The organism is Cupriavidus sp. GW822-FHT02D05, assembly GCF_058802485.1.
On record NZ_JBXAOE010000007.1, the window covers coordinates 279,951 to 305,196 of the forward strand.

25 protein-coding genes are annotated in these 25,246 nt (G+C 62.9%); 17 read left to right on the plus strand and 8 right to left on the minus strand.

Going from position 1 to position 25,246, the window contains the following annotated elements; all coding sequences use genetic code 11:
- Positions 1-49 precede the first annotated feature (49 nt).
- The 8 genes from AC1RQK_RS12135 (at position 50) to AC1RQK_RS12170 (ending at position 11,818) form a co-directional block, all read left to right on the plus strand.
- Complete coding sequence (locus AC1RQK_RS12135) at positions 50-307, plus strand: hypothetical protein (RefSeq protein ID WP_492809190.1); 258 nt, start codon at positions 50-52, stop codon at positions 305-307.
- A gap of 58 nt (positions 308-365) precedes the next feature.
- Positions 366-626, plus strand: a complete 261-nt coding sequence (locus AC1RQK_RS12140) for a hypothetical protein (protein WP_492809191.1) — start codon at positions 366-368, stop codon at positions 624-626.
- Positions 627-929: 303 nt separating this feature from the next.
- Positions 930-2,333, plus strand: a complete 1,404-nt coding sequence (locus tag AC1RQK_RS12145) for an efflux transporter outer membrane subunit (RefSeq protein ID WP_492373632.1) — start codon at positions 930-932, stop codon at positions 2,331-2,333.
- Positions 2,334-2,549: 216 nt separating this feature from the next.
- Entirely contained in the window at positions 2,550-5,138 is a 2,589-nt protein-coding gene (locus AC1RQK_RS12150) for an FHA domain-containing protein (protein ID WP_492809192.1), read from the plus strand.
- On the plus strand, positions 5,107-6,489 hold the full coding sequence (locus AC1RQK_RS12155; protein ID WP_492809193.1) for a beta-barrel domain-containing protein: 1,383 nt from the start codon (positions 5,107-5,109) through the stop codon (positions 6,487-6,489). The genes AC1RQK_RS12150 and AC1RQK_RS12155 overlap by 32 nt, the downstream gene beginning before the upstream one ends.
- A gap of 109 nt (positions 6,490-6,598) precedes the next feature.
- A complete protein-coding gene (locus tag AC1RQK_RS12160; RefSeq protein WP_492373542.1) occupies positions 6,599-7,351 on the plus strand; it encodes a peptidylprolyl isomerase in 753 nt (250 codons plus the stop codon).
- 20 nt (positions 7,352-7,371) lie between these two features.
- Complete coding sequence (locus AC1RQK_RS12165) at positions 7,372-10,431, plus strand: ABC transporter transmembrane domain-containing protein (protein WP_492373543.1); 3,060 nt, start codon at positions 7,372-7,374, stop codon at positions 10,429-10,431.
- Between the two features lie 85 nt (positions 10,432-10,516).
- Positions 10,517-11,818, plus strand: a complete 1,302-nt coding sequence (locus tag AC1RQK_RS12170) for a sigma-54 interaction domain-containing protein (protein WP_492809194.1) — start codon at positions 10,517-10,519, stop codon at positions 11,816-11,818.
- Positions 11,819-11,846: 28 nt separating this feature from the next.
- Here AC1RQK_RS12170 and AC1RQK_RS12175 read toward each other — a convergent pair whose 3' ends face one another.
- Both AC1RQK_RS12175 and AC1RQK_RS12180 read right to left on the minus strand, forming a co-directional pair.
- Positions 11,847-12,617 (minus strand): PP2C family protein-serine/threonine phosphatase, encoded by a 771-nt coding sequence (locus AC1RQK_RS12175; RefSeq protein WP_492373545.1) that lies wholly within the window; start codon positions 12,615-12,617, stop codon positions 11,847-11,849.
- A gap of 115 nt (positions 12,618-12,732) precedes the next feature.
- Positions 12,733-13,020: a hypothetical protein gene (locus AC1RQK_RS12180; RefSeq protein WP_043347272.1), complete on the minus strand. Its 288-nt coding sequence runs from the start codon at positions 13,018-13,020 to the stop codon at positions 12,733-12,735.
- A gap of 548 nt (positions 13,021-13,568) precedes the next feature.
- Between AC1RQK_RS12180 and AC1RQK_RS12185 the strand changes: the two genes are divergently transcribed.
- The 4 genes from AC1RQK_RS12185 (at position 13,569) to AC1RQK_RS12200 (ending at position 16,239) form a co-directional block, all read left to right on the plus strand.
- The gene (locus tag AC1RQK_RS12185) at positions 13,569-14,045 is read left to right on the plus strand and encodes a lecithin retinol acyltransferase family protein (RefSeq protein ID WP_492809195.1); all 477 of its coding nucleotides are present in this window, start codon (positions 13,569-13,571) and stop codon (positions 14,043-14,045) included.
- Between the two features lie 52 nt (positions 14,046-14,097).
- Complete coding sequence (locus tag AC1RQK_RS12190) at positions 14,098-14,319, plus strand: hypothetical protein (RefSeq protein ID WP_183036168.1); 222 nt, start codon at positions 14,098-14,100, stop codon at positions 14,317-14,319.
- Between the two features lie 107 nt (positions 14,320-14,426).
- Complete coding sequence (locus AC1RQK_RS12195) at positions 14,427-14,648, plus strand: hypothetical protein (protein ID WP_150992891.1); 222 nt, start codon at positions 14,427-14,429, stop codon at positions 14,646-14,648.
- A gap of 142 nt (positions 14,649-14,790) precedes the next feature.
- Positions 14,791-16,239 carry a sensor histidine kinase gene (locus AC1RQK_RS12200; RefSeq protein WP_492809196.1) on the plus strand — a complete coding sequence of 483 codons (1,449 nt, stop codon included), beginning with the start codon at positions 14,791-14,793 and terminating at the stop codon, positions 16,237-16,239.
- Here the strand turns inward: AC1RQK_RS12200 and AC1RQK_RS12205 are convergent.
- Together AC1RQK_RS12205 and AC1RQK_RS12210 are read right to left on the minus strand one after the other, a co-directional pair.
- The gene (locus AC1RQK_RS12205; protein ID WP_043347261.1) at positions 16,236-16,733 is read right to left on the minus strand and encodes an acyl-CoA thioesterase; all 498 of its coding nucleotides are present in this window, start codon (positions 16,731-16,733) and stop codon (positions 16,236-16,238) included. The two genes, AC1RQK_RS12200 and AC1RQK_RS12205, sit on opposite strands and share 4 nt — an antisense overlap.
- Positions 16,734-17,050: 317 nt before the next feature.
- Positions 17,051-17,950: a LysR family transcriptional regulator gene (locus AC1RQK_RS12210; RefSeq protein WP_492373548.1), complete on the minus strand. Its 900-nt coding sequence runs from the start codon at positions 17,948-17,950 to the stop codon at positions 17,051-17,053.
- Between the two features lie 905 nt (positions 17,951-18,855).
- On the opposite strand from AC1RQK_RS12210, the gene AC1RQK_RS12215 reads away from it, so the two are divergent.
- Both AC1RQK_RS12215 and AC1RQK_RS12220 read left to right on the plus strand, forming a co-directional pair.
- A complete protein-coding gene (locus AC1RQK_RS12215; RefSeq protein WP_492373549.1) occupies positions 18,856-19,104 on the plus strand; it encodes a hypothetical protein in 249 nt (82 codons plus the stop codon).
- Between the two features lie 349 nt (positions 19,105-19,453).
- Positions 19,454-19,915, plus strand: a complete 462-nt coding sequence (locus tag AC1RQK_RS12220; RefSeq protein ID WP_492373550.1) for a hypothetical protein — start codon at positions 19,454-19,456, stop codon at positions 19,913-19,915.
- A 218-nt stretch (positions 19,916-20,133) separates the two neighbouring features.
- Here AC1RQK_RS12220 and AC1RQK_RS12225 read toward each other — a convergent pair whose 3' ends face one another.
- Both AC1RQK_RS12225 and AC1RQK_RS12230 read right to left on the minus strand, forming a co-directional pair.
- Complete coding sequence (locus AC1RQK_RS12225; RefSeq protein WP_492373551.1) at positions 20,134-20,379, minus strand: hypothetical protein; 246 nt, start codon at positions 20,377-20,379, stop codon at positions 20,134-20,136.
- 127 nt (positions 20,380-20,506) lie between these two features.
- Positions 20,507-21,358, minus strand: a complete 852-nt coding sequence (locus AC1RQK_RS12230; RefSeq protein WP_492809197.1) for a tyrosine-type recombinase/integrase — start codon at positions 21,356-21,358, stop codon at positions 20,507-20,509.
- On the opposite strand from AC1RQK_RS12230, the gene AC1RQK_RS12235 reads away from it, so the two are divergent.
- Together AC1RQK_RS12235 and dusA are read left to right on the plus strand one after the other, a co-directional pair.
- A complete protein-coding gene (locus AC1RQK_RS12235) occupies positions 21,348-21,632 on the plus strand; it encodes a hypothetical protein (protein ID WP_492809198.1) in 285 nt (94 codons plus the stop codon). The two genes, AC1RQK_RS12230 and AC1RQK_RS12235, sit on opposite strands and share 11 nt — an antisense overlap.
- Before the next feature lie 47 nt (positions 21,633-21,679).
- On the plus strand, positions 21,680-22,744 hold the full coding sequence (gene dusA, locus AC1RQK_RS12240) for a tRNA dihydrouridine(20/20a) synthase DusA (RefSeq protein ID WP_492809199.1): 1,065 nt from the start codon (positions 21,680-21,682) through the stop codon (positions 22,742-22,744).
- 558 nt (positions 22,745-23,302) lie between these two features.
- Here dusA and AC1RQK_RS12245 read toward each other — a convergent pair.
- Both AC1RQK_RS12245 and AC1RQK_RS12250 read right to left on the minus strand, forming a co-directional pair.
- Positions 23,303-23,452: a hypothetical protein gene (locus tag AC1RQK_RS12245; protein WP_492373629.1), complete on the minus strand. Its 150-nt coding sequence runs from the start codon at positions 23,450-23,452 to the stop codon at positions 23,303-23,305.
- Positions 23,453-23,609: 157 nt separating this feature from the next.
- Positions 23,610-23,909 (minus strand): hypothetical protein, encoded by a 300-nt coding sequence (locus tag AC1RQK_RS12250; protein ID WP_492373630.1) that lies wholly within the window; start codon positions 23,907-23,909, stop codon positions 23,610-23,612.
- A 731-nt stretch (positions 23,910-24,640) separates the two neighbouring features.
- Between AC1RQK_RS12250 and AC1RQK_RS12255 the strand changes: the two genes are divergently transcribed.
- A complete protein-coding gene (locus tag AC1RQK_RS12255) occupies positions 24,641-24,775 on the plus strand; it encodes a VOC family protein (RefSeq protein ID WP_492373631.1) in 135 nt (44 codons plus the stop codon).
- The last annotated feature ends 471 nt before the right edge of the window (positions 24,776-25,246 follow it).

A 25,246-nucleotide genomic window follows, 5' to 3' on the forward strand; every position in this document is an offset into this window, starting at 1 on the left:
CACGCCCCAAGCTGAATTCGCAATCCACTGAATACCCCGGAGAACTGCCATGACTACCACCCTCGCCATCAAGGACCTGTCGGTCACCGAAGAACTCGACGCCCGCGCCATGCGCGCCGTACGCGGCGGCTTCGTGCCCTTCATGCCTGTCTTCAGCCTGACCAAGATCGACTCGAACTTCAATGCTTCGCAGCTGATCGGCCAGACCCAGAACGTTGTGAACATGAACGGCAACAACACGGCCTTTGCCGACGACATCAAGTCCCACGTGACGTCGACCCAGAACGCCACCAACAACATCTACTGAGCCGCGGGCCACGCCCCAAGCCAAATTCGCAATCCACTGAATACCCCGGAGAACTGCCATGACTACCACCCTCGCCATCAAGGACCTGTCCGTCACCGAAGAACTCGACGCCCGCGCCATGCGCGCCGTGCGCGGCGGCTTCGTGCCCTTCATGCCTGTCTTCAGCGCGGTCAAGATCGACTCGACCTTCAATGCCCAGCAGCTGATTGGGCAGACGCAAAACGTCGTCAATATGAACGGCAACAACACGGCCTTTGCCGACGACATCAAGTCCCACGTGAGCTCAACGCAGAACGCAGAGAACAACATCTATCGTTGAAGCCACCGCCGCCCTCCCGGCGTGCCGGGCAGGGCGGCCCTTTTCTTGCCGCAGGGCCTCTATTTACAGGTTGGATCGCGCCGCTAGCGGATACACAATGCATGCATGGCGTGTTGATGGCGCGGCTCCTTTGCATCCGGGCCGTGACTGACCCGGCGCAGCTGGCGCTGGCGATGTGGCTGACGGGGGCCGGTGCCCGCCGTGGCCTCCTCACCCCGCCGACGCTCGCAGGAGGCGATCGTGCCAGACCATTCCACCCCGTTCATCGTGCATGGTGCGCGCGCCGCGTTGCGGCGATGCCTGATGGCAGGCGCCTGCCTGCTGGTGCTGGCCGCTTGCGCCGACTTTCGTCCGCCGGTGTACCAGCGGCCCGAAACGCCGGCCAAGCCGGACTGGGCGCGCCAGGGATCGATCACGGTTTCGCCGGCGGACACGATCGTGCCGAACTGGTGGCAGGCATTCCGGGATCCGTACCTCGACGGACTGGTCGACAAGGCGATTGCGGGGAACTACGACATCAAGGTGCTGGCCGCACGCATCAAGGTGGCGGGCGCGCAGATTGCCGAGGTCAAGGCCGGCGCGCTACCCGTCTTCGACGTGGGGGCAGGGGCAAGCTTCGAGAAGAGCACAGGCACGTCGCTCGTCAAGACCTACAACCTCGGCACCCAGGTCAACTGGGACATCGATATATGGGGCAAGGTGGAGAAGGGTGTGCAGGCCCAGACCGCCGAATTCAACGCAACCGAAGCGGATTGGCGTGCCGGCTACCTCACCCTGGTCTCGGATGTGTCCACCACCTACTTCCAGATACTGCAGTTCGACGAACAGATCGATCAGCAGAGCAAGACACTAGCGAGGAACAAGCAGATCCTCGCCACCTACCAGGCCATGTTCCAGAACGGCCTGATTCCGAAGATCCGCGTGATGCAGCAGCAGGCCGAGATCAACCGGCTCACCAAGGACCTGCTGGAACTGCGCCGCTCGCGCGACATTTCCGAGAACGCACTGGCCACGCTGGTGGGCGTGCCGGCTGGCGTGTTCAAGGTGCCGGCCGGGCGACTGCAGGAGCGCGTGCAGCTGCCGGCGGTGCCGGCGGGGCTGCCGTCGCAATTGCTCTCGCGGCGCCCTGACATCGTGGCGGCGGAGTATCGCGTGCTCGAGTCCGTCAACCTGGTCGGCCAGGCGCGCCTGGCGCAACTGCCCAGCGTCAGCCTGACGGGCCGCGGCGGCACGGCGAGCTTCGCGCTGAGCGACCTGCTGAAGTCCTTCACCTTCGGCTTCATGCCGAGCATCAATCTGCCCATGCTGGACCCGGGCGTGCGTGCCCGGGTGAAGACCAGCGAGGCGCAGACCAAGGTCGCCGAGAGCGAATACGGCCGCACCGTGATTACGGCATTCGAGGAAGTGGAGAACGCGCTGGTCAATGTCGACGCACACAAGAAGCAGCGCGTCGAACTGCAGCAGCAGGTTGCGCAACTGCGTGTGGTGTCGGCGCAGATCGAGGCCCAGTTGAAGGAAGGCGTGGTGTCCCAGCTCGATGTATTCGAGACCGAGCGATCGCTGCTGAGCGCGCAGCAGGAATTGTTGGCCAACCACCAACAGATCCTGGCCGACACTGTCACCCTCTACAAGGCACTAGGGGGCGGGTGGCCAAGCACCGAGGTGAGCAACGCGCCGAAGGAGGCGTCGCAGCAGGTCTCGAAGTAGGGGCCTGCAACCCGTTGCGCACGAGGAGCCGGGCACGCCCGGCAAGGCGCGAAGTACGCCACCGGCGGACGTTTGACTACGGGCAAGCGTGGCCTACTATGTCCTTAGTCAACACGTTCACGACGCAGCGGGCCGCACCGGCTCGCGCCGTCGCCATGAAACATGGCTTGCCGCTGGCGCACGCGTCGTGGCACGCGCTGTTGGTGGTATCGAAACATGGCTCCAGACGAAGCTCTGATTGTCGAGATGCGGGCAAAGGTGGGGCAGGCGTTCGATATCGTGCTCGAGCCCATCTCCAACCCTGAGCTCGGCGAGATCCGCATCGACGAGAGCCTGTTCGCCGTGGGGCGCGCGGAAGCGCCTTTCGCGGCATACCCGCCCGATGTAGCCGCGGTGCTCTCGCGCCGTCATGCGCGCATTTTTTCCGAGCATGGCGCGGCCTATATCGCTGACCTGGGCAGCAAGAACGGCACCACCGTCAATGGCGCGGCTGTGGCACAGCAGCCGGCCAGGCTACGCGACGGCGATGAACTGCGCTTCGGCGCTGCGCTGTCCTACCTGGTGCGGCTACGCGCGCGCGCGCCGGTCCAGGCGGCAAGCCAGGCGCCGATGGTGCTGACGCTCGTGCCCGAGCGCGACGATCTTGGGCTGCAGCCGATCGAGGTGGCTGGCTTTCCCTTCCTGATCAGCAAGGCGGATGCGTCGTTCTCCCGTTACAAGGAGAGGTATCCGCACCAGGTCAACTATGTCTCGCGCCGCCATGCGCACATCTTCCTGAAAGGGAACGATCCATTTGTCGAAGACCTCGGCAGTACCAACGGGACCTTCGTCAACGGCAAGCGGGTAGATGAGCACGCGGTCGCCCTGGGCGAGAGAGACCTCCTTGCGTTCGGTGGCAATCATTTTGTCTATCGGGTTGGCATATGCAACGGGGCCGCCGCCGACGCAACCCTCACCAGTTCGATCCTGCCGCCGCCCGATGCCGCTGAAGTGCCTGCCCAGGACCCGGCGGCTCCTGTCTCGGCCCCGTCGGCACCGGCACCCGCCGCAGCGCCAGCACCCGCCACGCCGGCGCATGATTCCGACAAGACCACGTTTGTCGCCGCGGCTGGCTCCTTCCTGGATATTTTCTGCGTCGACTATGCCGCCCAGCAGGAGGATGAGGTCAATCAGGAGGCATTGCCCCAGCCGGAAGGCGTTGGGGGTGCGACGGACACGCCGCGCGGGCAGGGCAAGTTCGCGCTGGTCATGGGCAGGCTCGGCAGCAGCTTCGGCGCTTCGGAGCGCGCTGGCCTGAAGCGCGCGGCGCGCTGGGGCGGTGCCGTCGTCGTGGCGGTCGTGGCGTTGCTGCTCTTCCTGTACTTGCGCGGCGCGTCCGAGCGCGAGATGAGGTCCTTGATGGCCGGCGGCGACTATGCCCGCGCCGCTGCCGTGGCCGACGCGTATCTGGAGCGCCACCCGGATCATGCGCAGTTCCGCGCGATGGGTACCGAGGCGCTGCTGCGCGACCAGGTGCCGGGATGGATTGGCAAGCTGCAGGCGCGCGACTTCAATGGCGCCGAAACGGCGCTGGCGCGTATGAAGACGCTCGGCGCGCACAATGCCGACGCGCGCGGCGTGCTGGATGAACTCGACTGGATCGGCCGGCTGAACCGCTTCGTGGCCGGCCGGGGCGGCGTGGACGCGCCGATCCGCATCTTCACCGATGAAGCCAGCATGCGTGCGCTGCTCAAGCATTGGAATGACGACACGCCAGCGCACCAGCGCGCGCTGGACCGCATTGCCGCCTATGTGCCGCAATTCAGGGAGCCATATGCCGACGCACTCAGCAATGTGCGCAAGCTGCAGAGCGACGACTCGGTCTATCTGGCCGCCATCGACCGCTTGAACGCGTCGCTGGCCAGCGGGTTGGCGAGTGACCATCCTGAAGCGCTGCAGGCCGTGCTGGCGGACTACGCGGAGAAGTATCCAAGGCTCGCGGGCATGGATCGCATCAAGGAAGACCTGCGGCAGTACATTGCGCTGGACGGCGCGGCGCGCGCAGCCACGCTTGGCCCGCTGATGGCCCAGATGGCCAAGGCCAGCTTTTCCACGCCGCCCTTCCAGGCGCGCTTTCGCGAATTGGCAGCCAGCCGCCTGCCGGCGCCGGAGCTGGTGCGGCAGTACGCCGAGGTGGACAAGGCTTGGCGTGCAGGGGACAGCGCCAAGGCGTTCGCCGGGCTGCAAGCGATAAAGACGGGGCCGTGGGCCGAGGCCGCGGCCAAGGACCTTGCGCGCAAGCAGGCCGTCGCCGCGCAGTTCGTCGAGCTGCAGAAGGCGCGCGGCGGCAAGGACAATGAGGACGCCTTGCTGTCGTTCTACGCCATGCTCGATCCCACCGAGGATGCCTACTTCCTGAAGGCGGTCGAGCCCGATGTGGCGGCGATACACGATGCGGCGATCCGGCGTGCGCAGGGACTGATGAACGCCGCGCTTGCGTCGTGGCGCCAGTATCGCCGCGATGGCGCCATCGGCGGCGAGCAGCGGCTGGAGTCCGACATCTCCGCCAAGTTCCGCGCGCAGGCACGCCTGCTGTCCAATGCCAGCGCGCAAGCGCGCCAGGGCATGCGCATCTACGCGCAGTTGAAGGTTGGCGATACGGCGCAATGGAGCCAGGTCCGGGAGGATATCGATTCGGAGACCGAGCTGCAGCGGCGTTCCCTGCAGGAATTGCGCATGGTGCTGAGCCCTGCGCTGCTCAAGTCCAAGCTGGCATTGATTGGAGGGGAGGGTGATGAAGGACGACAGCCGAGACAATCGCCTTAAGCCGCTGTCCGAGGCGCTTGAGGACCACAGCGCCGAGGGCATCGCCATTCTCAGCGCGGAGCCCTGGAAGCTGATGCAGATCTCCGTGCTGGTCATGGTGTCGCTGGTCGTGTGCGCGCTGGTCTGGTCGTTCGTGGGCCACGCGGATGTGATCGTGTCCGCGGACGGCACCCTCGCCCCGGAGTCCGAAGTGCGGCGGTTCTATGCGCCGGTGGACGGGGAGCTGGCGGATCTTTATGTGGCCGAGGGCCAGCCGGTGAACAAGGACGACGTGCTGGCGCGTCTGAATGCACGTGGCGCGATCGAGGCCGCCACCAATGCGCTGGAAGCGCAGCTCAAGCTGCAGGATTCCGAGCGCGAGTGGAAGCAGTTTCCCGACAAGAAGCTGTTGATGCAGCGCAAGGCGGCAGCGTTGAAGCAGCAGATCGATGTGGCGGAGCGCCTGCACGAGAATCGTACGGCGGAGGGCACGACCCGGCTCGCGGAACAACAGCGGGCACAATTGCAGCAGGCGCGCAGCAACCTGGACAGCGCGCGTCGGACGCGTGAATTCGCGCGCCAGGAGCAGGACCGCTATGCCCGCCTGTTTGCGCTGCCGGGTGGCGGCGGGGTCTCGCAGTCACAGGTGGAGAGCAAGCGGATTGCGGCTGTTGAGGCGGAGAACGCACTGCAGATTGCCCAGTCGCGGCTGGCCGAGCTGGATTCCAAGCTGAGCCAGGAATTCAACCAAGCCACCGTGCAGCTCGAAGGCAGCAGCCAGGAGCTGACCAACCTGCGCATCCAGTACGACGCCGCGCTGCGCGAGATAGCCAATACGGAAGACAAGCTGCGCCTGCAGGTGCAGACCGCGCGGCTGGTTGCCGAGGCCGCGGCGCGCATCCGTTTCGAGAATATCGACAAGGACAACTTCCTGCTGATCCTGGCGCCCGTGGCGGGCGTGATCACCGATGTCAGCTCCACGCAGCGCGGTGACAAGGTCCTGGCCAATGCGCCATTGGGCGGCATCGCGCCCAAGAACGCGCGCCCCGTGCTCAAGATCGAGATTGCCGAGCGCGATCGTGCCTTCCTGCGCGAGGGCTTGCCCGTCAAGCTGAAATTCAACGCCTTTCCCTACCAGCGCTATGGCTTGATTGCCGGCACGCTCGAGTACATCTCGCCAGCGACCAAGTTGGCGGGGCCGAACAAGCAGCCGGTGTACGAGGGGCGCGTGCGGCTGGCGCAAGACTACTACACGGTGGCAGACAGCAAGTACCCGCTGCGCTACGGCATGACCGCCATGGCGGAAATCGTGGTGCGCGAGCGGCGCCTGATCGACCTGGGGCTGGATCCGTTCCGGCAGGTGGCGGGCTGAAGCCAGCGGATAGCGGCAACGCCTGGAAAGTGGTTGGAGACGCATCGGCGGCCCGCACCTGCGTGCGGGCGGATTTTGGCAAATGGGAAACAATCAAGGAGCTGACGAGATGACAGCGATTGTGCGGGTCGACGATGAAGTCATCGGGGTCGAGGAATTCATCCGGGTCTTGAAGCTCACGGGCCAGTTCGAAGGGCTGATCGAGCAGATCGTCAGGGACAAGCTCACGGTGCACGCGGCGAAGAAGCAGGGCATTACCGTGGCGCCGGAGGAAATCCAGGAGCGCGCCGACCAGTTCCGGCGTGTGCAGGGCTTGCACCGCGCGACGCAGATGAACCATTATCTCGATGTGCTCGGTGTGAGCCTGGATGAGTTCGAGGCGTTCGTGACCGATAGCCTCTTCCAGGAAAAGATGCTTGCCGAGGTGGCCAGCGACAAGGCGGTCGAGGCCTACTTCAAGCTGCACTCGCCGAAGTTCGACAGCATCGAGGTGAGCCATATCGTGGTGGACGCCGAGGGCAAGGCAAAGGAGCTGATCTCCTATCTGCGGGACGATCCCGACAGCTTTGCCGAGATGGCGCGAGAGCACTCCATCGCGGACACGAAGGAGCAGGGCGGCGCGATCGGCAAGGTACTGCGCGGCTCGCTGAAGACGGATATTGAAGCCAAGGTGTTCAACGCCGCCACCGGCGACCTGCTCGGTCCGTTCCCGTCCCAGGACCGCTCCTTCTTCGAGATCTTCATGGTGAGCGCCAAGCATCCTGCCACGCTCGATGCCGATGTGGCGGCGGAGGTGCGCCGGCTCCTGCGTGAAGACTGGCTGATGGCCAGGGCGCAGGAACACGTCATCGAAGCGCGCTAGCCGCTGGCGCTCAGACGCATATGGAAGCCAGTCCCGAACTGCATCCGCTCGCCGACTTCCTGGCCGGCGTGGAAATACTCTCGCCGTTCTCGCGCGAGGAAATGGAGCGGCTGGCGGAGCATGCGCAAGCGCTTTCGTACGGCTTTGGCGAGACCATCTGCAACGCGGGCGAGGCGGCAGACGGGCTTTTCATCATCAAGTCGGGGTCCGTGCGCATCTTCAACGAAGACAATGGCAAGGAAGTCAGCCTCGGCGTGCGCAAGGCGCGCGAGGTGTTCGCCGACATTGCCATGCTGCGCGAGTACCGGCATGAATCCTCGGTGCGCTCGTCCGCCAAGACCGAGCTGCTCTTTATTCCGCGCAGCGTGACCGAGCCCATGATTGCGCAAAATCCGGCGGCGATGGCTTTTGTCGCCAGCTATGTGGCGATCAGTTCGGCCGGCGGCTTTGTCGCCCGCTTGTTCGACCTGCGCGGCAAGCTCGACAAGAGTGAGCTGGAGGAGGCCGTGCGCAGCGTGGGGGTGAAGCGCGTTTCCGCCGGCAAGGAGATCCTGAAGCAGGATGCACGGGAGGATCGCCGCCTGTACGTGGTGCGCCAGGGCGAAGTGCGCATTGTGCGGACCGAGGAGGGCGTCGAGTATCCATTGGCGACCTTGCGCCAGGGCGATATCTTTGGCGAGCGTGCCTGCGTGATGCGACAAGAACAGATTGCGTCGGCCATCGCCGGCACGGATGCGCGGCTGCTGGTGATTCCGGAAAAGACCGTGCAGCTGATCCTGGAGCGCAATCCCAAGCTGCGCGAGGTGCTGGAAGAGCGCATACGCTTTATCGACAGGGAACTGCACCGGCAAAAGAGGATGGCCGAGCGGCGCAAGCATCCGGTGATGCTCGACCTGCGCTCGAAGCCGGAGTTTGGCGAACGCGTTATCCGCCGTTTCGCCCTGGTCGAGCAGGCCGAGGAGATGGATTGCGGCGCTGCCTGCCTGGCGATGATCTGCCGCCATCACGGCATCCCCATGACGCTCGGCAAGCTGCGCGAGCTGGCCAACGTGACCACGCAGGGCGCCACGCTGGACAGCCTGGCCCGCGCCGGCGAGTCGCTCGGCTTTACCACCCGCGGCGTGCAGTGCACGCATGATTCCCTGCTGGGTTTCGAGCTGCCGTTCATCGTGCACTGGGAGGGCTACCACTACGTGGTGGTCTACGGCGTATCGAAGCGCTGGGTGTGGGTGGCGGACCCGGCCCTCGGCTTTCGCAAGATGGGCGTGGAGGAGTTCGAGCGCGGGTGGAGCGGCACCTGCCTGCTTTTCACCTCCGGCGAAAGCATGGCGCAACTGGCGGTGGCACGCTCGCCCTGGCTGCGCTTCATCGGCTACCTGGCGCCGTACAAACGGATCCTTGCGCACCTGTTCATGGCGACCTTCGTGATCCAGGTGCTGGGCGTGGTGCCGCCCCTGATCATCCAGAACATCCTTGACGGGGTGGTCGTGCACCAGAACATGGGTCTGCTGAACCTGCTGATACTTGGGTTGATCGTTTCCAGCGTGTTTTCGCAACTGATGAGTTCGGTGCGGGCGTATCTCGCCAATTTCATGGTGCGCAATATGGACTTTGCCATGATGTCGCACTTCTTCAAGCACACCTTGTCGCTGCCGTTTTCCTTCTTTGCCAAGCGCAAGACGGGCGACATCTTCGCGCGCTTCCAGGAGAACCAGACTATCCGCGCCTTCCTGACCGAGTCGACGGTGACGACGGCGCTCAACCTGCTGATGGTGTTTATCTACTTCACCATCATGTTTCTCTACAACGTCAAGATGACACTGGTGCTGATCGCCTTCGTGGTCCCGATCGCGATCCTGACGATCGTGGCAACGCCAAAGGTCAAGGCTTTCGCGCGCGAGGTGTTCACCACCACGACCGATGCGCGGTCCTACCTGATGGAAGCGCTGGGCGGGGTGGAAACGGTCAAGGGCATGGGAATCGAGCGCCCGGTGCGCCTGAAGTGGGAGAAGAAGTACGCCAAGGCGCTGGAGGTCCAGTACAGGGCGCAGGCATTCCATATCCTGGTTGGGCTGGCCAGCCAGTTGCTCAATGCCGCGACCACCATCGCGGTGCTATGGGTGGGCGCCAACCTGGTGCTGCAGCGCGAGCTGACCGTTGGCCAGCTCATTGCCTTCAACGCCTTCATGGGCAGCGTGCTGGCGCCTTTGATGGGGCTGGTGGCATTGTGGGGCCAGCTCAACGATGCCGGCGTGGCGATGGAGCGCCTGGGCGACGTGCTGGACCTCGATCCGGAGCAAAAGCCGCAGGATCTGGCGTCGCGCGTGATGCTGCCGGACCTGCAAGGCGAGATCAACCTGGAAGGCGTCTATTTCCGCTACGGCGGCGCCGAAACGCCCTACGTGCTGGAGAACATCAGCTTCAGCATCAAGCCCGGCGAATTGCTGGCCATCGTGGGACGCAGCGGATCGGGCAAGACCACGCTGGCCAAGATGCTGGTGGGATTCTACGTGCCCACGGACGGCAAGATCACCGTGGACGGCTACGACCTCGGCGTGATCGACAAAGAGTATTACCGCGCGCAGATCGGCTACGTGATGCAGAGCAACCTGCTGTTCTCGGGCACCATCGCCGAGAACATCGCCTGCGGCGACGACAGCCCGGATCGTCGCCATATCGAGGAAGTCGCCAAGATGGCCGATGCCCACGCGTTCATCAGCAAGCTGCCGCTGGGTTACGAGCAGGTGGTGGGCGAGCGCGGCGTGGGTTTGTCTGGCGGTCAGATCCAGCGCCTGTGCATTGCGCGCGCGCTTTATCACGATCCGCGCCTGCTGGTCTTCGACGAGGCAACTTCTGCGCTGGACACGCAATCGGAGAGCAATATCCTTGGCAACATGCAGGAGATCCTGCAGGGCCGCACGGCCGTGATCATCGCGCACCGCCTGAGCACCATCATGCGCGCGGACAAGATCCTGGTGCTGTACGAAGGGGCCATCGTCGAGCAAGGACGGCATGAGGAGTTGCTGGAGCGCAAGGGCATGTACTACCAGCTGGTGCAGAAGCAACTGAGCTCGGAGTGAGCGCTTTTGCATAGCCCGGGTGCCGCTGGGCAGCAACGGCGCGTCTGGCATATCTGTCGTAGCGCGATGCATGGGGGAGCGCGACATGAAGCTGTTCAACCAGGGTGGCTCCGTCGGGTCGGCCATCTCCTATGCCGGTCTGATCGAGAAGATCGAGATCCTGCGCTCCACGTTGCGCTGGGCCTCCAAGCTCGAGCGCACGGAGATCGAGAAGCTGCTCAAGCAGGCCACCACGCTGCGCGACGAGGTGATGCAGCTATCGCACAAGGAGCGCTTCGTGCAGGCGGCCGTGGCGGAGCCTGCGCCGGCCGACCTGGCGCCGCGCGAGCGCCGCCAGGCGTTGCTGGAGCGCAGCTTTATTTTCGAGGGCACCTTCGGCGACAACCCGAAGCTGCTGGAGGCGCTGGAGATTGCCGAGAAGGCAGCGCCCACCGATCTGCCGGTGTTGATCGATGGCGAGAGCGGCACGGGCAAGGAGCTGATGGCCAAGGTGATCCATGCCAACGGCTCCAGGACGGACAAGCCCTATATCTCGGTGAACTGCGGGGCGATCCCTGAGAACCTGCTGGAGTCGGAGTTGTTCGGCCACAAGAAGGGCGCCTTCACGGGCGCCGCCAACGATCGCCGCGGCAAGTTCGAGAGCGCGCACACCGGCACCATCTTCCTCGATGAGATTGGCGAATTGCCTCTCACCGGGCAGGTCAAGCTGCTGCGCGTGCTGGAGTCGCACGAGATCCAGCGGGTCGGCTCCGACGAGACCATTTCGGTCGACACGCGCATCGTTGCAGCTACCAACCGGGACTTGCGGCGCCTGAGCGAGGAGGGCAAGTTTCGCGAAGACCTGTTTTACCGCCTCAGCGTGATCCACGTCACCCTGCCGCCGCTGCGCGAGCGGCGCGACGAGATCGCCTTGCTGGTGGCTTATTTCGGCGACGAGGCCGCCGGCGTGTTAAAGCGCCGGCCCATCAAGCTCACCCCGCGCCTGCGTGACTTCTTGATGAATTACGCCTATCCGGGCAATATCCGCGAGTTGCGCAACCTGATGTACCGGACCTCCTGCCTCGCCGGCGACACGGCCGATCTAGAGCATCTTCCGCAGGACCTGCGGCCCAAGCCATCGGCGCCGGCAGCCAGCGGCGCCGTGGCACCGCTCGTGGTGGATGCATCCACGGCCACCTCACTCAGCGAAGCCAAGCGCGCCGCCAGCGATGAAGCCGAACGCGCTTTTCTCGAGCGGGGATTGCAGGAGGTCGGCGGCACGGTGGCGGAGCTGGCCAGGCGCTTCGACATGAATCGCTCGCACCTGCAGATGCTGCTCAAGAAACACGGCATCCATTCCAAGGATTTTCGCAACCAGGGCGCGGCGCAGGGCGGCAAGGCGCGGTAGGAGGGAGGGCGGTGAGCCGCGCGCCAGGCTACAGCGCGGGATTCACCATGGTCTTGTCTGAGGCGTAGAGATCCTCCGCGCGCGCCACCACCGCCGAGATGTTGTCGTGGCCGCCGCGGCCCAGCGCCGCGGTCACCAGTGCCTGCGCTGCCAGCTCGCAATCGCCGCAGGCCAGCACGCTGGCGATCTCCGGGTCCCGCAGTTCATTGCTCAGGCCGTCGCTGCAGAGCAGGAACATATCGGCGTCCGCGACTTCCACCCAGGTCTGGTCCAGTTCCAGTGCCGTATTCGCGCCGACCGCGCGGGTGATGGTGTTGTGCGCAGGGTGATGCACGGCTTCTTCCGCGGTGATCAGGCCGCGCGCCTTGAGTTCTTCCACGCGGCTGTGGTCCCGGGTCAACTGGGTCAGGTGCGCGTCCCGGTACAGGTAGATGCGGCTGTCGCCTGCCCACAGGCAGCCACAGAAGCGTTCGCACGCCATCAGCACCACCACCGTGCTGCCAATGCGCCGGACCTGCCGGCGCGCCGCTTCCTCCAGCAGTTCGCGATTGACGTCCTGCAAGGCGATGCGGGCCCCGTCGAGCAAGCTTTCGAGGCTGTGCGGCAGGGCCAGCCGGGACAGCGTCTCCACGACCAGATTGCTGGCATAGTCGCCAACCGCGTGGCCGCCCATGCCATCCGCCACCACCCAGAGCCCCCGCTCCGGCTGGGCGAGGCAGGCATCCTCATTGCGCTCCCGCACCAGGCCGACATCGGTGCGAGCGGCTGAAGTCCAGCGGAATTGCGATGCACAGGTCACGATCATCTCCGGTGTTCGGGCGAGCTAGGACGCCACAACGCCACGCCAGTGCCCGGGCGGCATTGGCGTGGCGGGCGGCGCATGGCCGGACCGTGCGGGCTGAGCGCGAACCGGGTTACATCCGGCCGTCGTTTCTTGCCCCTTGTCCCGCTTGCACATTGATGTTCGCGCCGGGCGCCGTATTGCGAACGTCGATGTTCTGGAACTGGTTAACCATCTGATCAGCATAGAAGCTGTTGTTGATCTCGTAAAAGTTGACGACGGGACCAACGCTTTGCCGGGGCGGGGAATAGGGCTGGATCCAGCCGAATACCCAGGGTGCGCCGCCGCCCCGGATGGCCGCCATGGCCTGGCCGTCCAGTGTGCGGTTGGTGTAGAGGTCTTTGATGGTGAGCGCCGCCATGATGGTCTCCGGTGCGTGGGATGGGTAGGGGCTGTGTTGCGGTCCGTGGCTACTTGCCATGCTTCTACAGAGCAAAGCGCATGCCAGTGATGTGGCTGGCCCGATGCGGCGCCGTAAGTGCTTGAATTTTCTGTGTTTCCCCTCTTCGTTGGCGACGCCGGGCCGATCTCGGACTTCGCGGCGGGGCCGTAAGCGTTGGCGCAACGCCAACACCCTCCACCGGTATGGTGGGGGGGAACCCACCGATTTGACTCGGGCTCGCCGCCCGGCAGCCGTCTTGCGCGAAGTCGCGCCGTAGTGCACTGCCGCGGCCTTCGCATCCACTTCGTCATGGCTTACACGGCATCGGGGGCTCCTCTGATGCCATGCCACCAACACTATTGGCATCAGGCTGTTGGCTGGCCGCAGACGCTTTTCCCCTGCCTGGCCGGTTGAAATCCCCGCAATCTCTTGATTTGCCTGGGACGGCGGCGGGTGGCACGGTTGATGCGGACGGTATGGCAACCAGCAGGCAATGCCTGCGGCAAGCAAACAGATCAGAGGCAGCCATGAACCACCAACACCAACAACAAGACAAGGCCATCGATGCCGACCTTCCCCTAGGCGCGCACCTGGTCACGGAACGCCGCGGCTATGCCCACCACGGCATTTACATCGGCGAAGGCAAGGTGGTCCACTATGCCGGCTTTGCTGGCTCGCTCCATCGCGGCCCAGTGGAGGAAACCACGGTGAAAGTTTTTGCGGCCGGCCACACGGTTACCGTGAAGGCCAATCCTTGCGCCAGGTATGTCGGCCTGGAAGCCGTGGCGCGCGCCCGCTCCCGCCTCGGTGAAGACAACTACCGGCTCCTGACCAACAATTGCGAGCATTTCTGCACCTGGTGCCTGTTTGGCGAAGGCCGCAGTGAGCAAGTGGAAGCCTGCCTGCACCACCCCTCCATGGCCATGCAGACCGTGGCCAACTTGCTCAGGGCATTTCTCGAGACCGAGTTCAAGGGCACGCACTCCGGTGCCCGTGCCGCCTAGCGCCTGGCGCGTGACGTGGGTCGCTTCAACAAGGCAAGTCAAGGAGACTGACATGCAAACCGCCAAGATATCCCTGCGTGGGCTGATCGACAAATGGCTCGGCTCCAACCTGGCGGCGCCCGCGCGGATCACCCGCGTGCGCAGTTCGCGGGCTTGCCGCAGCGGCTGTATCCGAGTGGATGTGGCCCGCCCGTCGGGGCAGTTGTCGATGTTCTTCTTCCGCCATGCCGACGGGTGCTGGTGCGTATTCCCGCCAGCGCTCAGGGTGGGCTGAGGTGCTTGACCCGCGCCACGCCGCATGCGGGCTCAATGCCTTCTCCTGGCCACGCAGCGACGTGTCCATCTATCATGGCTTCATCCCCAGCGACGAGGAGCTGCGCGATGGAACGACGATTCGAGTACGGCGGCTATGCCGTGGTGGTACGCGCGGCCGCGCTGGCTGGTGGCGGCTATACGGCGACGGTTATCATTTCCGACGCCTTTGGCGACGCGCCGCAGCCTTCATTCGAGGAAGAGGCTGGCGTGGCCGGCACGGCGGAAGCCGCGATCGCCCTGGCGGAAGCCTCGGCCATGCGGACCATCGACGCCGGGCAGGTGAACTAGCCAGGCAGGCCCCGGCCTTCAATATCGTGCAGGGCTGTCATTAGCCGGACTTTGCACAGGTGCGCTTGCCGCGACTTAAAATGGCGGCTGCCGTTCAGCCTGACGCCCGTCCGGGCGCGCCGACCCGCTCCTCCGGAACCCCATGTACGCCATCCTGCCAGCCTTCGTGTCCGCCATTTTTCTGGGATTCGGCTTGTACGTGCTGGTCACCAAGGGCGTCACGCGCATTTCCACGTCCTTCTTTCTGCTGTGCGTGACCACCTTTGCCTGGCAGGGAGCCTGGGCCTTCCTGTTCCAGGCTGAGCAGCCGGATGTGGCGCTGCTGCTCGCCAAGGTGGGCTATCTGTTCATCATCTTCCTGCCAACCTGTTTCTATCACTTCGTGACCGAGGTCACTGAGTGCCGCACCGAGCGGCCGCTGCTGCTGGTTTCCTACGGACTGTCCCTGGTGTTGGCGGTGATGGTGCTGACTGGCGGTGAGGTGGTGTCCGGCGTCTATACCTATTTCTTCGGTGAGTACCCCAAGGCCGGGCGGTTGCATCCGCTGCATGTGGCGCAGACGGTGCTGCTGGCCTGCCGCAGCGGCTGGCTGCTGCTGGCCGCGCGCCGCAACGCCACGGGCGAGAAGCGCAAGCGTCTGGATCTGTGCCTGGTGAGCCTGTGCCTTTACTCGCTGGCCGCGGTCGACTACGCGGCCAACTACGGTTATGCCTTTTATCCGCCAGGGGTAATCTTCATCGGCGTCAGCCTGGGCATTCTTGCGGTGACCATTGTGCGCTACGACTTGATGCACCCCTTCTCGCTGGCGGCTACCGTGGCGCACGAGGTGCGCACTCCCTTGACCACGATCCGCCTGCAGGCCGACGAAATCGGCCGAGCCTGGCCCGATCTGCTGGCCGGCTATCAACTGGCGGTGGCGCACGGCTTGTGCGAGGGCCGCATGCGGCCCGGGCAACTGGACCGGGCCGCCGGTCTGGTCGCCTCCATCCAACGGGAGATCGATGGCACCCACACCGTGATCGACATGGCGCTTGCCTCCGTCACGCTGGAACGGCTGGACCGCCGTAGCTTCACCGCGCAATCCCTGCAGCACTGCGTGGTGTCCGCTCTCGATCGCTATCCTTTCCAGGCGGGGGAGCGGGAACGGGTGACGGTAGGCCAGATTGACCCAGCCTGGTGCTTCCGGGGCTCCGATACGCTGCTGGTCTACGTGCTGTTCAACCTGCTCAAGAACGCACTGCAGGCCATGCGCGCGAGCGGCAACGGCCGCATCGAGATCGGTGCGGTGCAAGAACGCGGCTGCTGGCTGCTTCGCTTCAGCGATACCGGCCCCGGCATCGCGCCGGAAGTCCTCCCACGGATCTTCGATCCCTTCTTCTCCACCAAGGCCCACGGCAGTGGCGCCGGCATGGGGCTGGCCTTCTGCCGCCGCGTGGTCGAGGCTTTCGATGGCCGCATCCAATGCGAATCCGTGCGCGGCGTCCACACCACCTTCACACTGCGCCTGCCGGACGCGCATACGGGCAAAGGCCGTGCCCTGCGTGCCCGCCCCGCCAGCCACGTGCCGGCCAGCGGGGCGGGGTCCGTTTAGCTAGCGAAGGTAGGCAGCTTCAATTCATACTCCTTGACGCGCTCCACGATCTCCTTCGGGAAACGCATGATGCGCTTGTCCCTGCCGGCGAATACGATCTGCTGGTAGCCGAGCGACACAGGGCGCCCCCCGACGCAAAAGCGGAACAGCAGGTAAGCCGAGCACTGCTTCACCTGGAAGGTATTCAGGTAGCAGTCCACCTTCTGGAACGGGAAGGTCTCTTCCACGTACTCCTGATGCGCGCGCTTGGTCACGAACACGCCTCCGGCAGCCAGCAGGTTGTCATGAATGCACTCGTGGAACCAGCGTTCCCGGCAGACACCCTGCCACTCGAAGTAGCGCGCAAAGTAAGTATTCATGAAGGCGTTGGAATCCTTGAGATAGATATCGATTGCATGATGGAACGTCTTTTGCGGGGGCGTCTCCTGTATGTCTCGCGTGAACATGTCGCTACCGCGGCTAAGCACATGGGGGATTGCGTCTCGCATCAACATTGAAAGCTCCTGGCTAGGAATGGCTGCTGGCGGCAGCCACGCACGCCCCCCCGAAAGGGTGGGGCACACCGCATTCTGTCTGCTTTGCCACGCCGGGTGAGGTGAACGAGGGGGGCTGTTGCGCGGGCAGGTGGGCGCGCGTCGGGGGAATGCACTGGTATGGGCGTAATGGCAGGGATCGAGACTGCCGCCGGACGCCCGAGAAACCTAGCTTTGAAGCTGAATTCCAAGCGCCTGCTCATCGCCATTGCGTGATTGCGTGATTGCGTCTCGCTGGTTCTTTGAAACGGCGCAGTCCCTTTCATCGAAGGGGGCACTTACACGCGCGAAGCCCCCGCATAGGAACTCGTCATCGAGTCCAACCGACAAATGGAGGGCGCAGTGAGTAGATCCATCAACGCTTGCTTCTCCGGTCCATTCGGTGTCCTGCCGTTGGCTATGGTGATTTCCAGTGGCGCAAGGTCCGGCAGTCCCTCCTGAAGCCCAATGATCCGGAGTTTTCCGCCCACTGATTGCTTGGGTACTGCGGCGATGGCGTTGCCAGCCTGCGCACAGGCGAGGATTCCCATCGTATCTGGACTGGAGTACACGCAACGATAGGGGATCGATGCCGACTCCAACGCATGTACAACATGCGCCCGAGGGGCCGAGGCCACTTCGAACATGGCCAATGGGAGGGGCCGCTGGGCGGCCAGGTTAGTTGCAGACAAAGCCACAACCCAGACAAGTTCCTCGGAATAAATAGGCGGCCCTGGAAATTGAGGGCAACACGTGCCTACGGCGAGGTCCAGCGAGCCGCTCTCCAACCTGCGCCCAAGCTCGAGCGTAGACAAGCAGACTACTTCCACCTGGACAGCCGGGAACTGGAACGTGAAGGCACGCAGTGCCGCAGGCAGTACCAGGCTGGCATAGGCGTCTGGCGTGCCAATGCGCAGCGATCGTTCGTAGGTCACGCACGACAATGCCTGCCACGCTTGCTCGTGAAGCTCCTGGATTCGCTCCGCATAGACTTGCAGCGTTTCCCCTGCTGGCGTCAAGGTAAGCAGGCGTGGACTTCGCACGAATAGCGGCGCTTCGATATCCAACTCCAATTGCCGGATCTGCATGCTGACGGCGGCCTGCGTCAAATGCAGCATGTGTGCGGCTCGAGTGAAATTGCGTTGCTGTGCGACAGCAAGGAAGGTTCGAAGCTGGTCCGATTTAAGTTGCTTTTTCATTCGCCGCCTGTTCATTGACCGCAGTACCACAGGTGTCATACGGCGCCGAATTTCACCACACTTCACGTGTGCGCGTCATGTGCCAACACGCACCATTAGAAAGACTTGTGAAGCCATCAATTTATGTTGCTTTATTCTCTGTATCTGCCGGGCAATACTTCCAGCCGCACTGGGGCCAGAGGCAAGGGTCTGAGCGTCTGGCGGTGTCGTATCCCGCCCCGCTAGACACAGTCGCAAACGCGTTGCATCCAAAAGCAGCGCTTGCGCAGGTAAACGCGTTGCCACACGCGGGGTCAATGTGGCTCGTTTGTCACTTTTAGTTTTCCGGTCTCAGTGCTCCTTCCATGTACGCAAGCTTTGCGTGCAGGGGCTTCTGGCGTATGGCCCCTTTGTTCTCTTGAATCGTAGGCCTTTCTACTCGCATGCCATTGAGCTAAATCATGTCTTCATTCCGGCTGCACTCGGTGGAACTCCGGGTTCCGATAGGTGCGCTCAGTCTCCAGGGCGGAAGTCGGTCGCATTCGCCAGAGCGCCAGGCTCCCATTGCCCAACGCAAGCTGTTTCGAAGTCACAGCTTCCGCCCCGAGATGAACACAGTAAGGCACCGGCCCATGCCGCGAGCCGGCAGAACCTGCGTTAGATTGCGCCTTGCGCAAATGAGATTCGCGCGGCCACTCCGAAATCAGTCAAGAAACCTTCCTTAGTCACACATCTGGGTGCATTCTTTCTGAGCTGCGGCCCGCCGTTCGTCGATGTATTTTGCCAAGTCGCCTACGTGGATCCCCTTGCGCTCTTGTTTGAGCCTTCGATGTGGATCCTGACCTAGGGCAGGGCAATGCCCGAAATGAAGCCGATCGTGGGTCCTTGGGCCGTGCTACGATCCTCTTGAACAACTGGAGAAAGCTATGGATCTCCAAGGCTTCACGTACTACAAAGATCACTGGTATGAGGCTTCCGCAGCATCCCCAACTGGTGGGCCCTGGCATGGCGAGGTGACGATCTGTGCAAAGGCGGGGGACGGCAGCTCGATCAAGATCTTCGAGCATGAACCCGTGCCTGGGCAGTACTTTTCCGAAGGCGAGGCGTGGCAGCATGCGCGCGACTATGCCGAGAAGCTCATAGACGAAGGCCGGGCGAATCCGGGCGCTCACTGAGCACCGTATCACCATCCGGCTCAACCACACTGCGTGCTACGGTCTTCCGAGATCCGGGGAGGCACATATGGACTTCAAGTACAGAGGTCGGGATATCTCCATCCAGGCGAGAGAGGTCGCGAGCAATCGGTGGGACTGGTCGTATGTCATCCGTGGGCACGGACACAGGCAAAACACTCGGGAGCCTGCGGCCTCGGAAGAGATCGCGATCGATGATGCATATCGAGTTGCGAAACGCGAGATTGATCAGATCAGCGTTGACTGCGACGACTAGCATCTCGCAGTTCGGGCACTTGAGCGGATAAACGGTGCCGATGCCAATTCGGAATCTGCCGCAGCCGCGCTGGGTGTGACCGAAAATCGCCTGTCCATCGCTTGCATGATTGCCGAGGTCCAGCAGGTAGACATCGCGCTTCTTGTCAATGCACTGATGATGGATCTCCCGCCGGGCCTTCGCGCTGCCGACGCATACGATCACGAACGCGCCGCTTATGACGCTCAAGAGTTCGGCCAACCCGCAGCGCTTGGACTGGGCGACCCAGTCGAGGCCGAAGTGCATGTTCACGCGATGCGTCAGCTCCGCCGCCTTGTTCTGCCCCACATCAGCCGCACTGAACAGCTGGCGGCCCATGTTTGCCTCGCTCAGCGTATCCGGGTCGAACGCCACGACGCGCAAGCCTGGATGTCCGAGTGCGCTGATGGCGTGTTGAGCCTGGCCAGCCTCGCCATCATCTGCGCGCCTTGGGCCATTCCGTTCACCACTAAGATGAACTTCACCGCCGGGGGAAGCACGCTTTCAGCGGCGGTTTGACGGCGGGCCGGGCCACTCCGAAGCGGTAGTGCTGGCAGTCGGCGTCGAACGATAGGTACTCCGCCAACCAGACCATGGCCTGAAGATGGCGGGTCTCGACGTCCTGCACGGTGATCGCGTCGGGCGATACTAATATGGTGTCGCAAGGCCGGCGCAGTTCGGCCGTGTGGCCGGAAAGGAAGTGGGATTGTGGGAGGAGGGGGCAGCGCCCCTTTTTGTCACTCGCCGAGAGCGGGGACGCTCCCTTCCTGCACCAGGATTCGGGGCGAACCCATCTCGCCGGTTTCCTCGTCCACCAGCACCTCATAGGCCGCGACGCCAACGAAACTTGAGGCCATGCCGTTCGCGATGCGGATAGCGCCGACTTCGCTGGATGCCTGGCGGATCTCGCCAGGCAGGAGCGCTTCGCCCTTGCCTTTACGGTAGGGCACGACGATGTACTTGATGGCGCGAGTATCAGGCATGGCGGCAACTCCGAGCGTTGGTGGGTGCTGCGGAATGCAGCACGTTTACTGTATGAATATACAGTATAGGGAGTACACGACGGGATTTTGTAAAGGCTGAGTTAACTGTATGGATATACAGTGTTACTTAGGCTGAACCTACAGCGACCACTGCCTGGCTGGCTGGTGCCACGACGTCAAGCCACTTCCAGCCGGCGAAACGGTCCCCATCGTGCCGTAAGTGGGTATAGCGCTTCAGGCTCTGCCAGCTCCTGTGCCCAGTCACAGCCGCGACGCGCGGGATGCTCAGGCCCATCTCAAACAGCCGGCTGGCTCCCTCGTGCCGCATGTCATGCAGGTGCAGGTCGTCAATCTCCAGAAACTTGGCGGCCCGGGTGAAAGCGGCGCTCACCGAGTCGCTGTTGGCCGGGAAGATCCTGGCCTCGCGTTTCGGCTGGGCCTTGATGATGCGCATAGCCTCGGCCGGCAGGTCGCACCAGACATCGTTGCCAAGCTTTTCGCCGGGGTGTTTCAGATCGCGCACCATGATGCGCTCACTCGGCTCGTCCAAATCGTCCCACGTGATTCGGCACATTTCCTCCAGCCGGCGCGTGGAGAAGATCGCAAACGCGGTGAGGGCCTGCATCGGCGTGCTATCCACCCGTTTCGCGCGGATGTTGCCGAAGTGCGCCATGAGCAGGTCGAGTTCAGTCATCGTCGGCCGGCGGTTGCGGGCTACGGAGCGGCTCGTCACGCCGAGCTTCTTTGCCACCTTGCGCGCGTCATCCATCGCCGTTTGGTCGAACGGGTAGCCCCAGGCCGGGCGAGCTATCGCAAAGATGAGGTAGTTGCCGACCGTTTGCGGCAGCACGCCGAGGCTCTGCGCAAACTGTGTGATCTCTTGGCTGCGGATCTTCGAGCAGTGCATCGAGCCGATCGGTGCTGCCTTGATGGCGCGGAGCACCTGTGTTTTCGTCCGGCCGATGTCCTTGCGAGACATCTCTGATGTAGTGGTCGATCACGGCGCTCAGCAGTGGGTCATCCCGCTGCGCGGTTTCCAGCGCGCCGGGCTGTGCCAGTTCGCGCTCGCGTTTTTCCATCCAGGTCGCGGCGGCCTGGCGGCGATCAACCGTCTTGGTTTCGGAGAGCACCACCTTGCCGCCTGGCTTCGGGCGGATCGCGGCGGCGTAACCTATACTCCTGTCCTTGCGTTCGCGCTGATGAATGGTGCCCATGGTTTCCGGTGCAGCATGGTTTTTTCAGTGCAACATTGAAACACCCGAGCTCAAAAATGAGCCTAAAGAGGCAGTAACCGTAGGAAATGGCACACGTTCAGAATCCCCCGCAAACCGGAGCAGGAGGCGGAATCCCAGCAAAATCAACGGGCCGCAGAATATCGGTTGCACCGATGATGGACTGGACGGATCGTCATTGCCGCATGTTTCACCGGCAACTGAGCCGCCATACCTGGCTGTACACGGAGATGGTGACCACCGGCGCGCTGCTCCATGGCGATGTGGCTCGTCATCTCGACTTCGATGCCGCTGAGCAACCCGTGGCCCTGCAACTCGGCGGCAGCGAGCCTGCTGATCTGGCCGCCGCGGCGAAACTGGGCGAGCAATGGGGGTACCTGGAGGTGAATCTGAACTGCGGCTGCCCTTCCGAGCGGGTGCAGCGCGGTGCATTCGGCGCTTGTTTGATGGCGGAGCCGGAACTGGTGGCGGATTGCGTGAAGGCGATGCGCGACGCGGTATCGATTCCCGTGACCGTCAAGCATCGCATCGGCATTGACACGATCGAACATTACGACTTTGTTCGCGATTTCGTCGGCACCGTGGCCGATGCGGGGTGTGCGACCTTTATCGTGCATGCGCGCAATGCAATCCTGAAAGGCTTGAGCCCAAAGGAAAATCGCGAGATCCCGCCGCTGCGTTACGAAGTGGCTTACCAACTCAAGCAGGAATTCCCGCATCTCGAGATACTGATCAATGGCGGCATCGTCACGCACGACGAGATGGACGTGCACCTGGCGCATGTGGATGGCGTCATGATTGGACGCGAGGCCTATCACCAGCCCTACGTGCTGGCGGAAATGGATGGGCGTTTCTATGCCGCGCAGACCCCGGTGCCATCACGGTTGGACGTTGAGCTGGCGATGCAGCGTTATATTGGGGATGTCGTCGAGCAGGGCGGCTACATGGGTGCAGTGACGCGCCATATGCTGGGCCTGCATCGTGGTATCCATGGTGGCCGCGGCTGGCGGCGGGTTTTGTCGGATGCGCGCCGCATGCACGCGGTGCGCACACGCGTAGCCGTCGACGCCATGTTTGAAGAGGCGCGGGCGCATCTGCTGCAGGGAGGCGCGCCATCCCTCGAGGCCGCTTGAACAAGATCCGCTAGGGCTAGCGGGTGGAGTCCGGATTATCCGGCAGTACTCTCGCACGCGGCCAGCAAGCAGATCTTGACTGCGAATGGATCGTATTAGCGTACTCTGAGCACAATGGGCACTGAACGCCTGCTTTGGCGTCAGCTGGAATATTTCCTCTAACTTCGAATATCCTTTTTGTGCTCGGGAGCCGCGGGGGGCTGTGATGTGCACTTGATCGTCGCGGCGGGCCGCTTTCCCGCCATGGTAAAGGGATTCCCCTAATTAGTCGGGGCGCCGCAAGTTCTTACACTGTGCTTGCCCTCGAATACAGGGCTTTCTTCAACTGATTGTTCAGCCCGCCTAGTGCGGGCTTTTTTTTATCGTGGTGGTGGTTGCGATTGCTTGGTCGACTTCGGTTTACCCGGATAGTACGAACGGAAAATGACAGTTAGATTACCAGCGCCTTCAGGGCAATTGAGATCGCTAATTTAAGAACCCGCGCTGCGGGTTCTTTTTTTGCCTGTTTTTTCCTGTTGCCGTTTGCTATCGAGTGGTCGCCTTGGCCGGCACTGCGCACTACTTGTCGCTGGTGCGCGAAACGCCGACATCAACGGTGCCGTATGCGGTGATGCTTGACTCCCGGCCATCGGCGCCTCGACTGGCGCATCCAACAAGGGCTACCAGCAGCGCGCATCCCGCCAGCAGTCCCCACAACGTTTGTTTCATGGTCCTTTCCCGGTGTTGCCGCGGAAACAGCATTCTCCATTGGGTATCCGGCACCGGGTTTAGTTCCTGTGCGGAGGTGGTCGATGCAAACCAGCGGCGGTGGGTTCCTGCGGACAAACCAGGCGGAAAGAGGCGTGGGGAGGATCGAACGTCTGGCTTATCCGATGACAAATCGGTGCAGCAGCAACGTCGCAATGGCCGGGCAGGCGAGGACCAGTCCGCCCAGTGCGGGGAATCGTTGCGACCACATACCGATCAGGGCGGGGATGGCCGCAATCGGGCCAAGGATATGCATCAGCAAGGAAAGCAGGGTATTGGCGTGGTCGGCGTTCGCAGCCTGCGACACTTCGCTTCCGCTATGCGGGCCAAAGAGCCCGTACGCGCTCCCGAACAGGAGAACGACCAGGCAAAGCGTGGCGGCTAGCTTGAGGGTGAGTTTGGTGCTGAAGGACTGCATCGTTGTTCTTTCCACTTGGATTGTGAGCCCACGGTGTGCCGAGTAGGGCGCTCGGCGCATGCCAAGAATGTTTGTGAAAATAGCGCAAACTGCACCCAAACCAACTGAGACTTTTCTAAGTCAGAATTAAGTCGAGTCGAGGCGGCTGACAGCGCACTTGGCGGCGTATGCAATTGTTTGCGGTTTTGCGGGGCCGGGTCGGTGCAAGCTTGTTGTCACCCTCTGCAGTTTCTTGGCCCAGATTCGACGCTACGGCGCATCAGCGGCGGGGCGGTGCACCGTAGTCCCGTTTGTGGCGAAGGCGTCATTGCGGAAGATGTTCTGCGTTGGATGTTGGGGAGGCAGTTGCAAGCCGGCTGTTCTCTAGAAGGCGGCGGACGCCACCAAGACTCCGTGTGCTGGCAAGTTGCACCGCGCGGCAGGTGGCCTGGTGGTGTGCGCTTTGATCTCCCTTCGCCGTGATCTAGCATGGAACCGTCAGATCTTCCTGGCACGGGTTTGAGGAGAGGGCTATGGGAAAGTGTGATCTGGATGGGGAGTGTTCCGCAGGGGGGTGTGCCGCCAAGGGCTTAGCCATTGGCGTGCTTGTGCTGGGTGCCTTGCTGGCGTTCGGTTGCCTCTGCTGCGAGCGGCACAAGGCCCGCCGCAACCGTGAATAGACGACTTGAGCGAACTCGTGTGGGTCACGCGACGGGGCTGCGTCATCCCGGCTATCTCATTGCTTGTGAGTTGTGAGTCGCAAGTCGCAATCGGAGGTGGACACCCTGTGGGAGCAATTGCCCGCTGGCGGGGAGGATGGGCAGTGCGGTTGGCTCGAGGATAAGTTTGGCGTGTCCTGGCAGATCGCTCCATCGATCCTCGGCTGACTGCTGCAAGACAAGGATGCGGGCAAGTCGGCTCGGGTCATGGACGCGATGTTCAAGATGCGTAAGCTCGGCATTGCTTTGCTGGCGTAGGCATACGAGCGGAATTGATCTTAGATGTTATTTATGATCAACTTTATTCCTCTCGAGAAATTCGCTCAAGAAAACGCTTGCCAAGGCCGAGGGGGTCCCCTATGATTCGCCCCCTCGCAACACGAAACACCGCTGCAAAGCAGACGGGACAAGGGTTGCGGGGTTGGCGGGGGTGGTTGGCGGCGCGCACGGCGCAGCGAGCTGAAGGAAAAAAACCTGTTGACGAAACGATGATCACGCTTCATAATCTCGTTTCTCTGCTGCAGCAAACGCAGCGACGCGGTAAGCAAAGCGAACCGCGGCCAGTTCTTTAACAAACAAACAACCGATAAGTGTGGGCGCTTGATAGCGGATGCGGAAGACTTCGGTCTTTTAGCTTAC

What these genes read in the sequence shown, in the direction of transcription:
- AC1RQK_RS12135 (WP_492809190.1), top strand. Translation starts at nt 50, where the DNA reads ATGACTACCACCCTCGCCATCAAGGACCTGTCGGTCACCGAAGAACTC.
- AC1RQK_RS12185 (WP_492809195.1), top strand. Translation starts at nt 13,569, where the DNA reads ATGAACCACCAACACCAACAACAAGACAAGGCCATCGATGCCGACCTT.
- AC1RQK_RS12160 (WP_492373542.1), top strand. Translation starts at nt 6,599, where the DNA reads ATGACAGCGATTGTGCGGGTCGACGATGAAGTCATCGGGGTCGAGGAA.
- AC1RQK_RS12140 (WP_492809191.1), top strand. Translation starts at nt 366, where the DNA reads ATGACTACCACCCTCGCCATCAAGGACCTGTCCGTCACCGAAGAACTC.
- AC1RQK_RS12200 (WP_492809196.1), top strand. Translation starts at nt 14,791, where the DNA reads ATGTACGCCATCCTGCCAGCCTTCGTGTCCGCCATTTTTCTGGGATTC.
- AC1RQK_RS12205 (WP_043347261.1), bottom strand. Translation starts at nt 16,733, where the DNA reads ATGTTGATGCGAGACGCAATCCCCCATGTGCTTAGCCGCGGTAGCGAC.
- AC1RQK_RS12230 (WP_492809197.1), bottom strand. Translation starts at nt 21,358, where the DNA reads ATGTCTCGCAAGGACATCGGCCGGACGAAAACACAGGTGCTCCGCGCC.
- AC1RQK_RS12225 (WP_492373551.1), bottom strand. Translation starts at nt 20,379, where the DNA reads ATGCCTGATACTCGCGCCATCAAGTACATCGTCGTGCCCTACCGTAAA.
- AC1RQK_RS12145 (WP_492373632.1), top strand. Translation starts at nt 930, where the DNA reads ATGGCAGGCGCCTGCCTGCTGGTGCTGGCCGCTTGCGCCGACTTTCGT.
- AC1RQK_RS12210 (WP_492373548.1), bottom strand. Translation starts at nt 17,950, where the DNA reads ATGAAAAAGCAACTTAAATCGGACCAGCTTCGAACCTTCCTTGCTGTC.
- AC1RQK_RS12250 (WP_492373630.1), bottom strand. Translation starts at nt 23,909, where the DNA reads ATGCAGTCCTTCAGCACCAAACTCACCCTCAAGCTAGCCGCCACGCTT.
- dusA (WP_492809199.1), top strand. Translation starts at nt 21,680, where the DNA reads ATGGCACACGTTCAGAATCCCCCGCAAACCGGAGCAGGAGGCGGAATC.
- AC1RQK_RS12170 (WP_492809194.1), top strand. Translation starts at nt 10,517, where the DNA reads ATGAAGCTGTTCAACCAGGGTGGCTCCGTCGGGTCGGCCATCTCCTAT.
- AC1RQK_RS12180 (WP_043347272.1), bottom strand. Translation starts at nt 13,020, where the DNA reads ATGGCGGCGCTCACCATCAAAGACCTCTACACCAACCGCACACTGGAC.
- AC1RQK_RS12195 (WP_150992891.1), top strand. Translation starts at nt 14,427, where the DNA reads ATGGAACGACGATTCGAGTACGGCGGCTATGCCGTGGTGGTACGCGCG.
- AC1RQK_RS12190 (WP_183036168.1), top strand. Translation starts at nt 14,098, where the DNA reads ATGCAAACCGCCAAGATATCCCTGCGTGGGCTGATCGACAAATGGCTC.
- AC1RQK_RS12215 (WP_492373549.1), top strand. Translation starts at nt 18,856, where the DNA reads ATGGATCTCCAAGGCTTCACGTACTACAAAGATCACTGGTATGAGGCT.
- AC1RQK_RS12155 (WP_492809193.1), top strand. Translation starts at nt 5,107, where the DNA reads ATGAAGGACGACAGCCGAGACAATCGCCTTAAGCCGCTGTCCGAGGCG.
- AC1RQK_RS12245 (WP_492373629.1), bottom strand. Translation starts at nt 23,452, where the DNA reads ATGAAACAAACGTTGTGGGGACTGCTGGCGGGATGCGCGCTGCTGGTA.
- AC1RQK_RS12150 (WP_492809192.1), top strand. Translation starts at nt 2,550, where the DNA reads ATGGCTCCAGACGAAGCTCTGATTGTCGAGATGCGGGCAAAGGTGGGG.
- AC1RQK_RS12165 (WP_492373543.1), top strand. Translation starts at nt 7,372, where the DNA reads ATGGAAGCCAGTCCCGAACTGCATCCGCTCGCCGACTTCCTGGCCGGC.